General features: G+C 72.5%; 10 protein-coding genes. 7 read left to right on the top strand and 3 right to left on the bottom strand.

Features of this window, described 5'->3' with window-relative positions; all coding sequences use genetic code 11:
* The first annotated feature begins 53 nt into the window (after window positions 1-53).
* The 3 genes from B7L92_RS28810 to B7L92_RS28800 all read left to right on the top strand — a co-directional run bounded on the left by B7L92_RS28810 (window position 54) and on the right by B7L92_RS28800 (window position 4,686).
* Window positions 54-1,364: a ribonuclease D gene (locus B7L92_RS28810; protein WP_081240316.1), complete on the top strand. Its 1,311-nt coding sequence runs from the start codon at window positions 54-56 to the stop codon at window positions 1,362-1,364.
* 464 nt (window positions 1,365-1,828) lie between these two features.
* Window positions 1,829-3,142, top strand: a complete 1,314-nt coding sequence (gene trkA / locus B7L92_RS28805) for a Trk system potassium transporter TrkA (RefSeq protein ID WP_081240315.1) — start codon at window positions 1,829-1,831, stop codon at window positions 3,140-3,142.
* A 62-nt stretch (window positions 3,143-3,204) separates the two neighbouring features.
* Window positions 3,205-4,686: a TrkH family potassium uptake protein gene (locus B7L92_RS28800; RefSeq protein WP_218030480.1), complete on the top strand. Its 1,482-nt coding sequence runs from the start codon at window positions 3,205-3,207 to the stop codon at window positions 4,684-4,686.
* A gap of 37 nt (window positions 4,687-4,723) precedes the next feature.
* On the opposite strand, the gene B7L92_RS28795 is transcribed toward B7L92_RS28800, so the two are convergent.
* The 3 genes from B7L92_RS28795 to B7L92_RS28785 are packed head-to-tail and all read right to left on the bottom strand — an operon-like array spanning window position 4,724 to window position 7,817.
* Window positions 4,724-5,554, bottom strand: coding sequence for a carbohydrate ABC transporter permease (locus tag B7L92_RS28795; protein ID WP_081240313.1), 831 nt, complete (start codon window positions 5,552-5,554; stop codon window positions 4,724-4,726).
* The gene (locus tag B7L92_RS28790) at window positions 5,551-6,501 is read right to left on the bottom strand and encodes a carbohydrate ABC transporter permease (RefSeq protein ID WP_081240312.1); all 951 of its coding nucleotides are present in this window, start codon (window positions 6,499-6,501) and stop codon (window positions 5,551-5,553) included. The genes B7L92_RS28795 and B7L92_RS28790 overlap by 4 nt, the downstream gene beginning before the upstream one ends.
* On the bottom strand, window positions 6,501-7,817 hold the full coding sequence (locus tag B7L92_RS28785; RefSeq protein WP_081240311.1) for an ABC transporter substrate-binding protein: 1,317 nt from the start codon (window positions 7,815-7,817) through the stop codon (window positions 6,501-6,503). Before B7L92_RS28785 ends, B7L92_RS28790 begins: the two co-directional genes overlap by 1 nt.
* A 150-nt stretch (window positions 7,818-7,967) precedes the next feature.
* Between B7L92_RS28785 and B7L92_RS28780 the strand changes: the two genes are divergently transcribed.
* From B7L92_RS28780 to B7L92_RS28765, 4 genes are all read left to right on the top strand, one after another.
* On the top strand, window positions 7,968-10,385 hold the full coding sequence (locus B7L92_RS28780; RefSeq protein WP_081240310.1) for a glycoside hydrolase family 2 protein: 2,418 nt from the start codon (window positions 7,968-7,970) through the stop codon (window positions 10,383-10,385).
* Complete coding sequence (locus tag B7L92_RS28775) at window positions 10,382-11,422, top strand: LacI family DNA-binding transcriptional regulator (RefSeq protein ID WP_081240309.1); 1,041 nt, start codon at window positions 10,382-10,384, stop codon at window positions 11,420-11,422. Before B7L92_RS28780 ends, B7L92_RS28775 begins: the two co-directional genes overlap by 4 nt.
* Window positions 11,423-11,540: 118 nt before the next feature.
* Window positions 11,541-12,758, top strand: coding sequence for a thiolase family protein (locus tag B7L92_RS28770; RefSeq protein ID WP_081240308.1), 1,218 nt, complete (start codon window positions 11,541-11,543; stop codon window positions 12,756-12,758).
* On the top strand, window positions 12,755-14,884 hold the full coding sequence (locus B7L92_RS28765) for a 3-hydroxyacyl-CoA dehydrogenase NAD-binding domain-containing protein (RefSeq protein WP_081240307.1): 2,130 nt from the start codon (window positions 12,755-12,757) through the stop codon (window positions 14,882-14,884). Before B7L92_RS28770 ends, B7L92_RS28765 begins: the two co-directional genes overlap by 4 nt.
* Window positions 14,885-14,908 lie beyond the last annotated feature (24 nt).

Raw genomic sequence — 14,908 nt, 5'->3', positions numbered from 1 at the left:
TCGACGGAACGTTCCGTCGACGGGCGCCTTCGTGACACGGATACCCTTGACAGGTGACCGACGCCCACGACACCGCAGCAGACAGTTCACTGCGAACCACCGGAGGCGCCCCTCCGGACGACGACGGATCTTCTGCTACGGAGGCGCCGATCCCCTTGCTCGAACCGCACGAGGGCATTCCGCCCGTGATCGCGGACGAGGCCGCCCTGGCCGAGGTGATCGCCGCCTTCGCCGCGGGCACCGGTCCCGTCGCCGTGGACGCCGAACGCGCCTCCGGCTACCGCTACGGCCAGCGCGCCTACCTCGTCCAGCTGCGCCGCCAGGGCGCCGGGACCGCGCTGATCGACCCCGTCGCCTGCCCCGACCTGTCCGCCCTGGGCGAGGCGCTCTCCGGCGTCGAGTGGGTGCTGCACGCCGCCACCCAGGACCTGCCCTGCCTGCGCGAGATAGGCATGCTGCCCACCCGCCTCTTCGACACCGAGCTCGCCGGGCGCCTGGCCGGGTTCCCCCGGGTCGGCCTCGGCGCGATGGTCGAGAACGTGCTCGGCTACGTGCTGGAGAAGGGCCACTCCGCCGTCGACTGGTCCACCCGCCCGCTGCCCGAGCCCTGGCTGCGCTACGCCGCCCTCGACGTCGAGCTCCTGGTCGACCTGCGGAACGCGCTGGAGAAGGAGCTGGACCGGCAGGGCAAGCTGGAGTGGGCCCGGCAGGAGTTCGACGCGATCGCCTCGGCACCGCCGCCGGAGCCCCGCAAGGACCCCTGGCGGCGCACCTCCGGCATGCACAAGGTGCGCCGGCGCCGGCAGATGGCCGTCGTACGGGAGCTGTGGCAGACCCGCGACCGGATCGCCCGGCGCCGTGACCTCTCCCCCGGCAAGGTGCTCTCGGACGCGGCCATCGTGGAGGCCGCGCTCGCCCTGCCGGCCGACGCGCAGGCCCTGGCCGCGCTGAACGGGTTCGGGCAGCGCGCGGGGCGGCGCCAGCTGGAGCAGTGGCAGGCGGCCGTCGACCGGGCCAAGGCGTTGAGCGAGTCCCAGCTGCCCCAGCCCGGCCAGCCGGTGACCGGTCCCCCGCCGCCGCGCGCGTGGGCCGACAAGGACCCGGTGGCCGCGGCCCGGCTCTCCGCGGCCCGGGCGGGGGTCGCCGCACTCGCCGAACGACTGAACATGCCGCCGGAGAACCTGATCGCCCCGGACACGGTGCGCCGGGTGTGCTGGGAGCCGCCGCAGCCGGCCGACGCCCGGTCGGTCGCCGCGACGCTGACGGGGTACGGGGCGCGGGCCTGGCAGGTGGAGCAGGTGACGCCGGTACTGGTCACCGCGCTGGCCTCCGGCGCCGACCAGGGGGCCCAGGCGGCGCCCTGACGGTCATGCGCCGAGCCCGATGAGCGGGCCGGCCGGAGTGACGGCGGCAGGGGAACGGCCGGGCCGTTCCCCCGGCGGGCGGCGATACCGCGCCATTCTTGAGGTGGCGCAGCGGCATCCGGCGACGTCGCGTCGGTGGACGGCCCTGCCGGAGCCGCGGGGCCGTTCCCGGCGCCACGGCGGTGGACGCCGACGCCGCGCCCCGTTCTGGCGGGATCCCGTCGTCCGGGGGGAGTCCACGGCCCCCGCCCGGTTCGGTCGCGGTGACATCGCGCAGGTGCTCCCTGCGGGTGCCGCGGCCCGCGCGGTCGGGCCGGGCGGTACCGGGGGCCGTCGTCCCGTGCCCCTGCGGGGCGCGCACGGTGCCGAGGGTCGGCACCCGCCCCGACCGGTCGACACGTGCGGGGCGGTGCGGCCGGGCCCGGTGCCGGGCAGCCGCTCGGGTCGCGTGCCACGATGCTGGCATGCGGGTCATCGTGGTGGGTGCGGGCCAGGTCGGCCACACCGTGGTCAAGTCGCTCGCCGAGGTGCACGAGTGCACGGTGATCGACATCGACGAAGCGCGTCTGGAGGCCCTGTCGCACACCTACGACGTGCGGATCACGCACGGCAGCGGCACCCGGCGCGAGACGCTCCTCGAAGCCGGTGTGGCCGACGCCGAGCTCGTCCTGGCCTGCACGTCGCGGGACGAGGTCAACCTGGTGACCGCCATGCTCGCCCGCCGGCTGTCGTCGGCGCGGACGGTCGTGCGGGCCACCGGAATGGACTACCTGGCGGCCTGGCGGGCGGGCGATCTCGACGTGGACCTCCTCGTCTCGACGGCGTTCGAGACCGCGAGCGCCGTCGAGCGCGTCCTGCACGTGCCGGGCGCCCGGCACGTGGACTTCTTCGCCGGCGGCGAGGTGGTCGTGCTCGGCATCGACGTCCGCGAGGCGAAGTCGCCGCGGCTCGCCGGTCGCCCCCTGAGCGACGCGGGCCTGCCCGCGGCGTCGCGGGTGGTCGCCGTCGTGCGCGACGGGAACTGGATCAGACCGACCGCGCACGAGGTGGTGCGGCCCGGCGACTGGGTGATCGTGATGGCGTCGCCCGAGGCGGCGCGTACCTGGAGCCGTCTGGTCACCGGGGCCCGTCCCGTCGATGACGTCGCGCTCTTCGGCGCCGGGCGCATGGGGACGGCCATCGCCCGGGTGCTGCTCGACGGAGGGATCTCCGTACGGCTCATCGAGCCGGACGCGGCACGGGCGCGCGCGGCCGCCGGCGCACTCGACCGGGCGCGGGTGTTCCACGCGTCGGGCCTCGACCCGGCGTTCCTGCGCCACGAGCGCATCGGTACGGCGGGAGCGGCGGTGTTCGCCGGCGGGGACGACTCGCGCAACCTGCACGCGGCGGTGCTCGCGAAGGTCCACGGGGTCGAACTGACGCTGACGGTCCTCGACGACCCCGCTGCCGCCGAAGTCTTCGAGGCCGCCGGCGTCGACGTGACGATCGACCCGGGTGACGAGACCGCCGAGAAGATGACCCGCTTCACGTTCGACGAGCGCACCCGCCAGATGGCGATGCTGGGGGACGACCGTTTCGAGGTGGTCGACATCACCGTCCGGCCCGACAGCCGGTTCGCGCACGCCCCGGTCGACGCGCTGCCCGGGGCCGGTGTGGGCGCGATCGTCCGCGACGGCGCCGTGTTCTTCCCCGACGGGAAGGACGAACTGCGGCCCGGGGACCGCGCCGTCGTCCTCACCGAACCCGAACGCGTCCCCGAGATCGAGCACGACCTGTGAGGCCCTCGCGCTCGTCGCCGCGTCCGCGCCGGTGGCGTCCGCGCGGACGCGTCGGCGTCGACGTGCGGACCGCGCTGGGCGTCGTCGGTGCCCTGCTCGCGTGGTTCGCGGTCGCGTTCGTCGCGCCGGCGGCCGTCGCGCTCGCGGCCGGTGAGCCCCCGTGGCCCTTCCTCGTCACCGGGCTCGCCGTGGCCCTGACGGGCCTGGCGCTCAAGCGGCTGACGGGCGAGCGGCCCCCGCTGGGCGTCCGGGAGGGGTTCCTCGTCGTCGTCGCCGTCTGGCTGCTCGTGCCCGCGTTCGGCGCGCTGCCGTTCGTGCTCGGCCACGTGCCGCAGCTCGATCACCCGGTCGACGCCTACTTCGAGTCGATGTCGGGGTTCACCGCCACCGGCGCGACGGTCCTGACCGACGTGGGCGCGCTCGGACCCGACATGCTGTTCTGGCGCCAGTTCACCCACTGGCTGGGGGGTCTGGGAATCATCGTGCTCGCGCTCGCGGTGCTGCCCCGGCTGCGCATCGGAGGCCGCGAACTCCTGCGCTCCGAGCTGCCGGGACCGGTCGAGGTGGAGTCGCTCGGCGCGACCGTTCGCGGGACCGCCCGACGGCTGTGGAAGGTCTACCTCGCGGTGACGGCGCTCGGCGTCCTGCTCCTGGCCGCCCTGGGGTGGGCCGGGCTGGACCGGCGGATGGATCTCTTCAACGCGTTCTCCTACGCGACGTCCGCCGTGTCCCTCGGCGGGTTCACCCCGGAGGCCGACTCGGCCCGGGGCCTCGCGCCGGTGACGCAGTGGGTGCTGTGCGGGCTGATGGCGGTGGCCGGGGTGAACCTGCTGCGGTTGTACCGCCTCGCCGCGCTGCGTCAGTTCCGGGCCGTCTCCCGCGACGAGGAACTGCGCCTGTATCTCGGCCTGCTCGTCGTGAGCACGTCCGTCATGGCGGTCGAGCTGTTCGTCGCCGGCACGGTGGCCGGACTCGACGGCGTCCGGCACGCGGCCTTCCAGACGGTCTCGGTGATGACCACCACCGGCTTCGCGACGCTGAACTGGTCGGACTGGGGAACGCTCGCGACGCTCACCCTGCTGGCGCTGATGTTCGTCGGGGCCTGCGCCGGGTCGGCGAGCGGCTCGATCAAGGTCGTTCGCCATCTCGTCCTCTTCCGCTTCGCCCGCCACGAGCTGGAGCAGGCCGTTCACCCCGACGCCGTCCTCCCGGTGCGGGTGAGCGGCCGGGTGGTCGACAACCCCACGCTCCGCTCGGCGCTCGTCTTCGCCCTCCTCTACCTGCTCGCCCTCGCCCTCGGGACGCTCGGCCTCGCCCTCGACGCCGAGGCGAGCGCGGCCGGGACCGGTGCGTTCACCGCGCTCGGCGCCGCCGCGGCCTGCCTCGGCAACGTCGGCCCGGCGTTCGGCGAGGTCGGCCCGTTCGGTTCCTACGCGCCGCTCGGGGAGCTGTCGAAGGCGGTCCTCACCGCTCTCATGCTCCTCGGCCGCATCGAGATCGTTCCCCTGGCGGTACTGCTGCGCCGCGGCTACTGGCGCGCGTAGGCGGTCACGGCCTCCCGCGGCGCCTCAGGGCCCGCCGTCACTTCGTCGCCCCCCGCGTGAAGCCGTTGTAGAGGAAGCGCTGGAGGAACAGGAAGACGATCAGGGTGGGCAGGATGACCAGGACCGCGCCCGCCGAGATCGTCTCCCAGTGCGCTCCGAAGGGGCCCTTGAAGCGGAACAGCGACGTCGAGATCACGCCGAGGTCCTCGGAGGGCATGTAGAGGAAGGGGATGTAGAAGTCGTTGTAGACGGTGATCCCCTTCACGATCACCACGGTGGCGATCGCCGGTTTGAGCAGCGGGAGGATCACCTTGCGGTAGACGGTGAACGCGCCCGCGCCGTCGAGCCGTGCCGCCTCGTCCAGGGAGACCGGGATGGAGCGGATGAACTGCAGGAAGATGTAGATCGACACGATGTCCGTGCCCATGTAGAGCGCGATCGGCGCCCACAGGCTGTCGAACATCCCGAAGCCGTTGACGATCTGGAAGGTCGCCACCTGGGTGGTCACCCCGGGGACCAGCGCGGCGAGCAGGAACAGCGCGACGACCAGCTTCCGGAAGCGGAAGTGGAAGCGGTCGATCGCGTACGCGGTCATCGAGCCGATGAGGATCGTGCCGCCGACGGCGGCGACCAGGATGACGGCCGTGTTCCCGAAGGCGGAGAGCATCCGGCCGTCCCGGAACGCGGTCACGTAGTTGTCGAGGTTCAGCGGGTCGTCGGGGAGGGTGAGCGCCCCGCTGCCGTTCGCCATCTCCCCGGAGGACTTCAGCGAGGTCAGGAAGACCACGGTGAGCGGCAGCAGCACGACCAGCGCCGCGAGGACCAGCGACAGGTGGACGAGGGCGCGGGCCACGGTACGGCGGGTCATACGAGATCCACCTTCTCGTCGGGGACGATGCGCCGCTGCACCCAGGTGACCGCCAGGACGATCAGCAGCAGCACGACGGCGGCGGCCGAGGCGAGCCCCGTCTTGTTGAACTGGAAGGCCAGCTTCACGGTCTGGATCACGAACGTCTCGGTGCCGGTGGCGCCGCCGGTCATGATGTACGGGATCTCGAAGACCGACAGCGAGCCGGAGACGGACAGGATGACGCTCAGGCTCAGCACGGGCCTGATGCCGGGCGCGATGATGTGCCGGAACTGCTGCCAGCGGCTCGCGCCGTCGATCTCGGCCGCCTCGTACAGCTCACCCGGGACGGACTGGATGGCGCCGAGGAACAGCACGAAGTTCAGTCCCAGGTGGCGCCAGACGGAGACGCCGGCGAGCGAGGTGTTCGCCGAGAACGGCGTGCCCAGCCAGGCGTGGTCGGTCTCGACGCCGAACAGGCCCAGCACGGAGTCGAGGGTGCCGCCGTCCTGGAAGAAGTAGAGGAAGACGAAGCCGATCGCCACCCCGTTGATCAGGTACGGGAAGAACAGCACGCCCTTGAAGAAGTTCCGGAAGCGCACGTCGAAGCTCAGGACCGTGGCGAAGTAGAGGGCGGCGACGATCTGCACCACGGACGCGGCGAGGTAGTAGCCGCTGACGAAGAACACCTCGAACAGCTCGGACCGGGTGAGGAGTTCGGTGTAGTTCCCGATGCCCGTGTAGGTCAGCTCCGGGCTCACGCCGTCCCAGTCGGTGAAGCTGTACGCGACCATGTTGGCGATCGGCGCGTAGGTGAAGGTCAGCAGCAGGGCCAGCGGTGCGATCAGGAACAGCCAGGGGGTGAGGCGGCGCGACAGCCGGGCGCCGCGCGGGGCGGGTGCCCGCTGCGGCCCGGCGGGCGCGGCCGGGAGCACCGGCCGCGCCGCCTTGCGGGTGGTGTCCGCCATCAGGGCTCCAGGGACTTCCGCGCCTCGGCCCACCGCTTCGTGAGGTCGCCGAGGAAGCCGTCCAGGTCGCCCTTGCGCGCGCCGCGGGCCAGGTCGACGAGGTCCTGGCGGTAGTCGGGCTTGTAGATGCCGACCTCGGACCGGTTGTCGAGGGACTTCACCTCGGCGCCCTTGGCGTCGTCGAGGTCGAGCAGCTTCACGCCCGCCTCCTCGTACGGCTTCAGCACCTCGGGCAGCGGGGCGTCCTTGAGCGGGGAGAGCGCCAGGTTGGCCCCGGCGTAGCCGGACTCGTCGGTGAACCAGTCGATCCAGGCGCGGGCGGCGGCCTTGTTGTCGGAGTGGACGTTGACGGCCTGCTGGTAGTCCGGCGAGGTCACCGCGCAGAACGCGCCGTCCTTCTGCGCCGGGAAGGGCATGAGGCCGATGTCGGCGGGGTCGGTGCCGGCCCGCTTCGCGGCGTCCCGCATCTGGACGACGGCCCAGGAGCCGAGCCACATGGTGGCAATCTCGCCCCTGGCCAGCTTCGGCTTGGAGGCCTCCCAGTTGGTGGTGGTCGGGTCCTTCTCGGCGAGGCCGCCGCGCACGATGTCGTACAGCAGGGTGTCGGCCACGCGCAGGTCGGCGCCCTCGGCCCACGGGTCGCCCTCGGCGAGCTCGGTGGTGGCGGCCGGGTCGCAGCCGACGGAGCCGTTGACGTTGGTCCACTGGGTCAGCGGCCACATGTCCTTGAAGTTGGTGTAGTACGGCACCGCGTCGGTCCTCGACCCGATCGCCTTCAGGTCGTCGAGGAACTCGGCGGGGGTGGTGGGCCAGTCGGTGACGCCGGCCTCGCTCCAGACCCTCTTGTTGTAGACGAACCCGGGGACGACGCCGAGGGGGCTCTGGCCGTAGACCTTGCCGTCGACGGTGGAGTAGTCGGTGAAGCGGTACTTGGCGCTGCGCTCCGCCTCGCCGCCCAGGGAGGCGAAGAACTTCGGGTAGTCCTTCTTCTCGATCACCGCGGGGATCATCAGGACGTCGCCGTAGTCCTCGGTGTTCATCCGGATCTTGACCTCGCCCTCGTAGTCGGTGAGGGCGTCGAACTCGACCTTCACCCCGGGGTAGGTCCGGTTGAACTCGGCGGCGTACTTCTTCATCGTGCCGTCCTGCACCAGGTCGGTCCGGTGGGTGAGGACCGTGAGGGACCCCTTGACCTCGGACGGGTCGGCGGGCGCCTCGGCGTCCGCGCCCTCGGCGGAGCCCCCCGTGCCCGTGCAGGCGGAGGCCAGGAGGGCGAGGGCGGCGATCGATCCGGCGAGCACCTTGCGGCGGTTCATGTGCACCAGCTCCGTTCACGGGGCGGACGAGCACGGGTGGGATGGCTGGTTCGGCACTCTGGCAGCCGCTTACTGAACCGGTAAAGTCTCTATTGCGCCAACGATGCCAGAGCGTTGCCCGGAGATTTCTGAACCGGTTAAGGAGTGCGCATGCGTCAGGTCACACCGCTCACCGACGGATGGAGTCTGCGCGGGGCGGACGGCTCGGGGGAGTCGCTCCCCGTCGCGGTGCCGGGGTGCGTGCACACCGACCTGCTGGCGGCCGGGCTGATCCCCGACCCCTTCCTCGGCCGCAACGAGACCGAGGTGGCGTGGGTGGGACGGCGGGACTGGACGTACGAGACGGAGCTGGCCGCCGGGCCCGGCGCGCACGAGCGGACGGACCTCGTCTTCGACGGGCTCGACACCGTGGCGGAGGTCCTGCTCGACGGCCGGCCGCTGGGCCGGGTGCGCAACATGCACCGCTCGTACCGCTTCGACGTGACCGGGGCGAGCGGGCGGCTCGCGGTGCGGTTCGCCTCCGCCTACGACGAGGCCGAGGCGGTGTGCGGCCGGCTGGGCGAGCGGCCCGGCGCCTACGCCGAGCCCTACCCGTACGTGCGCAAGATGGCCTGCTCGTTCGGCTGGGACTGGGGGCCGACGCTGGTGACGGCCGGGATCTGGCGGCCGGTGCGGCTCGAGCACTGGTCGACCGCCCGGATCGCCCGGGTGCGCCCGCTCGTCACGGTCGAGGGCGGCACGGGCCGGGTCGAGCTGGCGGTCGAGGTGGAGCGCACCCGGACCGAGGCGCCGCTCGCCGTCGAGGCGGCCGTCGGCGGCGTGCGCGCCCGCGCCGAGATCGACGAGGCGCACGGGACCGTACGGCTCGAGGTGCCGGACGCACGGCTGTGGTGGCCCCGCGGGTACGGCGAACAGCCGCTGTACGACGTGGAACTGACGCTGCTGCACGGCGGGCGGGCGCTGGACGTCTGGCGGCGCCGGATCGGATTTCGCACCGTGGAGCTGGACACCTCGCCCGACGCGCACGGCACCGGTTTCACCCTGGTCGTCAACGGCGAGCGCCTGTTCGCCCGGGGCGTCAACTGGATCCCGGACGACGTCTTCCCGTCCCGGGTCACCCGCGAGCGCTACCGGCGGCGGCTGGAGCAGGCGGCCGGCGCGGGCGTGGACCTGGTCCGCGTCTGGGGCGGCGGGATCTACGAGAGCGAGGACTTCTACGACGCCTGCGACGAGCTGGGGCTGCTGGTCTGGCAGGACTTCCCGTTCGCGTGCGCGGCCTACCCCGAGGAGCAGCCGCTGCGCGGGGAGGTGGAGGCGGAGGCCCGGGAGAACGTCGTACGGCTGATGCCGCACCCCTCGCTGGTGCTGTGGAACGGCAACAACGAGAACCTGTGGGGCTTCAGGGACTGGGACTGGGAGCCGGGGCTGGCCGGCGACTCCTGGGGCGAGGGGTACTACCTGGGCGTCCTGCCGCGCGTGGTGGCCGAGCTGGACCCGACGCGGCCGTACACGGCGGGCAGTCCCTGGTCCGGGTCCTGGCTCCACCACCCGAACGATCCGGCGCACGGCACGCACCACTCCTGGGAGGTGTGGAACCGCGCCGACCACGCCGACTACCGGCTCCACGTGCCGCGCTTCGTGGCCGAGTTCGGCTGGCAGGCGCCGCCCGCGTACGCCACGCTGCGCCGGGCGCTGCCCGGGGAGGAGCTCGCGCCGGACTCCCCCGGCATGCTGCACCACCAGAAGGCGGAGGACGGCAACGGCAAGCTGGAGCGCGGGCTGGCCCGCCACTTCACCGTGCCGACGGGGGACTTCGACCGCTGGCACTATCTGACCCAGGTCAACCAGGCCCGTGCGGTGGCGGCCGGGATCGAGCACTGGCGCTCCCACTGGCCGGTGTGCGCGGGCACGGTGCTCTGGCAGCTCAACGACTGCTGGCCGGTGACGTCGTGGGCCGCGATCGACGGGGACGGGCGGGAGAAGCCGCTGTACCACGAGCTGCGGCGGCTGTACGCGGACCGGCTGCTGACCGTGCGCCCGAACGGCGGGGGCCTGGTGCTGGCCGCGGTCAACCAGTCCGCGCGGGCGTGGCACGGCGCGCTGCGGCTGCGGCGGATGTCCGTCGAGGGCGCGGTGATCGCTCAGGCGGACCCGGGCCTGGCCGCCGGGGCGCGGAGCGTCGCCCGGATCGGCGTCCCCGCGGAGCTGGTGCCGTCCGGCCCGAAGGAGTTCCTGGTCGCCGACGCACCGGAGTCCCCCCGCGCGGGCGGGGCCGGGGGCGGGGAAGGGCTGCGGGCGCTGTACTTCCCCGTGCCGGACCGGGAGGTCGCCTACCCCCGGCCGGAGTTCGAGGTCGCGCTCGCACCGGGCGGGATCACGGTGACGGCCCGCACCCTGGTGCGGGACCTGCTGCTCCAGGCCGACCGGCTGGACCCCGACGCACGGGCCGACCGGGGGCTGGTGACCCTGCTGCCCGGGGAGCGGGTGACGATAGGGGTGCGGGGCTGGAAGACTCCGGACCCGGACAGCGCCCGCTGCGCCCTGTACTGCGTGGAGCCCACTCGATGACGGCAACGCCGACCCCCCGCGTCACGATCAAGGACGTCGCCGCGCGCGCCGGCGTGTCCAAGGGGGCCGTGTCCCTCGCCTTCAACCGGAAGCCGGGTCTGTCGGAGGCGACCCGGGAACGGATCTTCCGGGCGGCGCGGGAGCTGGGCTGGGCGCCGAGCCCGACCGCGCGGACGCTCGCCGGTTCGCGCGTGGACGTGGTGGGCCTGGCGGTCTGCCGGCCCGCCCGGCTGCTCGGTCTGGAGCCCTTCTACATGGAGTTCGTCTCGGGCGTGGAGAGCGTGCTGGTCGAGCGGTCCTGCTCGCTGCTGCTGCGGCTGGTGCGCGGCCAGGACGAGGAGGCCGGGCTGCTGGAGTCGTGGTGGCGGGGGCGGCAGATCGGCGGGTCGATCCTGGTCGACTTCCGGGCCGACGACCCCCGCCCGGCGGTGGCCCGGCGGCTCGGGCTGCCGGTGGTCGCCGTCGGGCACCCCTCGCTGACCGGCGGGCTGACCTCGGTGTGGACCGACGACGCCACGGCCGTGACCGAGGCGGTGCGCTATCTGGCGGCGCTCGGGCACCGGCGGATCGCCCGGGTGGGCGGCGCGGCGGCGCTCGGGCACACCGCGATCCGCACGGCCGCGTTCGACGGGGCGGTCCGCGCGCTGGAGCCGCCCGCCCGGGCCTGGCAGGTGGCCACCGACTTCTCGGGGGACGCGGGCGCGCGGGCGACCCGCTCGCTGCTGACCGCCGCGCCGCCGGAGAGGCCGACGGCGATCGTGTACGACAACGACATCATGGCGGTGGCCGGGCTGTCGGTGGCGGCGGAGATGGGGCTGCGGGTCCCGGACGACGTGTCCCTGCTGGCGTGGGACGACTCCCAGCTGTGCCGGCTGACCCATCCGACGCTCTCCGCGATGAGCCACGACGTGCACGGATTCGGCGCGGACGTGGCGCGGACGCTGTTCGAAGTGATCACCGGTGAGGGGCCCGGATCGCACCCGGTGCCGACCCCCGTCCTCACCCCGCGCGGCTCGACGGCTCCGCCGAAGGTGTGACCTTCACCGCTTGGGGCGGGGGGACTGGGCTGTTACGTTACCCACAAGTAGCATGGGTCCTGAGCGCGCGCTCAGCGCAACGCAGCAGTGCCATCCCGCACCCTGGAGGAGAGCCATCGTGCCTCGTACCGTCAGGGACGTCGTCTTCGTCGACGGCGTCCGCACCCCGTTCGGCAAGGCGGGCCCGAAGGGCGTCTACCACGAGACCCGCGCCGACGACCTCGTCGTGAAGGCGATCCGGGAGCTGCTGCGCCGCAACCCGGGTCTCGACCCCAAGAAGATCGACGAGGTCGCCATCGCCGCGACCACGCAGATCGGCGACCAGGGTCTGACCATCGGCCGCACGGCCGGCATCCTCGCGGGCCTGCCCACCTCGGTCCCGGGCTACTCCATCGACCGCATGTGCGCGGGCGCCCTGACCGCCGTCACCACGGTGGCCGGCTCCGTCGCCTTCGGCGCGTACGACGTCGCCATCGCGGGCGGTGTCGAGCACATGGGCCGCCACCCGATGGGCGAGGGCGTCGACCCGAACCCGCGCTTCGTCTCCGAGAAGCTGGTCGACGAGTCCGCCCTGTTCATGGGCATGACCGCGGAGAACCTGCACGACCGCTACCCGCAGATCACCAAGCTGCGTGCCGACGAGTACGCGGTGCGCTCGCAGGAGAAGGCCGCCAAGGCGTACGCCGACGGCAAGATCCAGGCCGACCTGGTGCCGGTCTCGGTGCGCCGCACCAGCCCCGAGGGCGGGGAGACCGGCTGGGGCCTGGTCACCGCCGACGAGCCGATGCGTCCGGGCACCACCCTGGAGAACCTGGCGAACCTCAAGACGCCGTTCCGCGTCCACGGCCGGGTCACCGCCGGCAACGCGGCCGGTCTGAACGACGGCGCCACCGCCTCGGTCATCGCCTCCGAGGACTTCGCCCGCGAGAACGGGCTGCCGGTCAAGATGCGCCTGGTCTCCTACTCCTTCGCCGGCGTGGAGCCCGAGGTCATGGGCTACGGCCCGATCCCGGCGACGGAGAAGGCCCTCGCGCAGGCGGGCCTGTCCATCTCCGACATCGGTCTGTTCGAGATCAACGAGGCCTTCGCCGTCCAGGTCCTCGCGTTCCTGGACCACTACGGCATCGCCGACGACGACGAGCGCGTCAACCAGTACGGCGGCGCCATCGCCTTCGGCCACCCGCTGGCCTCCTCCGGCGTCCGGCTGATGACGCAGCTGGCCCGCCAGTTCGAGGAGCAGCCGCACGTCCGCTACGGCCTGACCACCATGTGCGTCGGCTTCGGCATGGGCGCGACGGTCATCTGGGAGAACCCGCACTTCGAGGGGGACAAGTGAGCACCACCGCAGAGCTTCTGAAGGGCGCGGCCGAGCTGTTCCCCGGCGAGGTCGTCACCAGCGCGCACGTACGCCACTTCGACCTGCCCCTGGGCGCCGGACGCTTCGCCCTGATCACCCTCGACAACGGTCACGACCACACCAAGCCGACCACCCTCGGCCCGCAGTCGCTGGCGAACATCGACGCCGCCATCGACCAGGTCGAGAAGGAGGCCGCGGACGGCGAGATCGCCGGCGTCGGCGTCACCGGCAAGCCGTTCATCTTCGCCGTCGGCGCCGACCTCAAGGGCGTCGAGCTGCTCAAGCGGCACGAGGACGCGCTCGCCATCGGCAAGGGCGGCCACGACGTCTTCAAGCGGCTGTCGAAGCTGGCCGTGCCGACCTTCGCGTACTACAACGGCGCCGCCATGGGCGGTGGCGTCGAGATCGGTCTGCACTGCACCTACCGCACGGTGTCCGCGGCCCTCCCGGCGTTCTCGCTGCCCGAGGTCTTCCTCGGCCTGGTCCCCGGCTGGGGCGGCTGCACGCTGCTGCCGAACCTGATCGGCGCCGACAAGGCCGTCTCGGTGATCATCGAGAACAGCCTCAACCAGAACAAGCAGCTCAAGGGCAAGCAGGTCTACGAACTCGGCATCGCGGACGCGATCTTCGAGGGCGCGGACTTCCTGGAGCAGTCGCTGATCTGGACCGCGGCCGTCCTCAAGGGCGAGATCGAGATCGAGCGCCCGGTGATCGACCGCGGCGAGGCCTGGGACCAGGCCGTCGCCAAGGGCCGCTTCATCGCCGACTCCAAGGTGCACGGCGCCGCCCCGGCCGCCTACCGCGCCCTGGACATCATCGCCGCCGCCAAGAACGGCGACCTCCAGCAGGGCTACGACGCCGAGGACAAGGCGCTCGCCGACCTCATCATGGGCGGCGAACTGCGCTCCGGCATCTACGCGTTCAACCTGGTGCAGAAGCGCGGCAAGCGCCCCGCCGGCGCCCCGGACAAGAACCTGGCCCGCCCGGTCACCAAGGTCGGCGTCGTCGGCGCCGGTCTGATGGCCTCCCAGCTCGCGCTGCTGTTCCTGCGCCGCCTGGAGGTGCCGGTCGTGCTGACCGACATCGACCAGGAGCGCGTCGACAAGGGCGTCGGCTACGTCCACGCCGAGATCGACAAGCTGCTCGGCAAGGGCCGCATCAACCAGGACAAGGCCAACCGCCTCAAGGCGCTGGTCTCCGGCGTCCTGGACAAGGCCGAGGGCTTCGCGGACGCCGACTTCGTCATCGAAGCGGTCTTCGAGGAGATGGGCGTCAAGCAGCAGGTGTTCGCGGAGGTCGAGGCGGTCGCCCCGGCGCACGCGATCCTCGCCACCAACACCTCCTCGCTGTCGGTGACGGAGATGGCGTCGAAGCTGAAGCACCCCGAGCGGGTCGTCGGCTTCCACTTCTTCAACCCGGTCGCGATCCTCCCGCTCCTGGAGATCGTCCGCGGCGAGAAGACCGACGACGCCTCGCTGGCCACGGCGTTCGGTGTCGCCAAGAAGCTGAAGAAGACCGCGGTCCTGGTGAAGGACGCCCCGGCGTTCGTCGTGAACCGCATCCTGACCCGCTTCATGGGCGAGATCCAGAACGTCATCGACGAGGGCACCCCGGTCGAGGTCGCCGAGAAGGCGGTCGAGCCGCTCGGTCTGCCGATGTCGCCGCTGGTGCTGCTGGAACTGGTCGGCCCGGCGATCGGCCTGCACGTCTCCGAGACGCTCCACGGGGCGTTCCCGGACCGCTTCACGGTCTCCCCGAACCTCAAGGCGGTCGTCGAGGCGGGCAAGCGCGGCTTCTACGTCTACGACAGCGGCAAGCCCGAGCTCGACCCCGAGGTCGCCGCGCTGCTCGAGCAGGGCGACACCGTCCTGACCGAGGAGCAGGTGCGCGCCCGCGTCCTCGACGCGGTGGCGCAGGAGATCGGGCTCATGCTCGAGGAGGGCGTCGTCGCCGAGGCCCAGGACATCGACCTGTGCCTGATCACGGGCGCCGGCTGGCCGTTCCACCTGGGCGGCATCACGCCGTACCTGGACCGCGAGGGCGTCTCCGAGCGGGTGAACGGGAAGCGGTTCCTGGAGCCCGGGGTGGCCTCGGTTCCGGCGTAGCCGTCGCCGTCGCACACAGGTGAA

Origin of the sequence: Streptomyces viridosporus (assembly GCF_002078235.1) — a bacterium.
Taxonomy (GTDB): Bacteria; Actinomycetota; Actinomycetes; order Streptomycetales; family Streptomycetaceae; genus Streptomyces; species Streptomyces viridosporus.
Note: the sequence above shows the minus strand (reverse complement) of the source record. Positions and strands in the feature narration are given on the sequence as shown.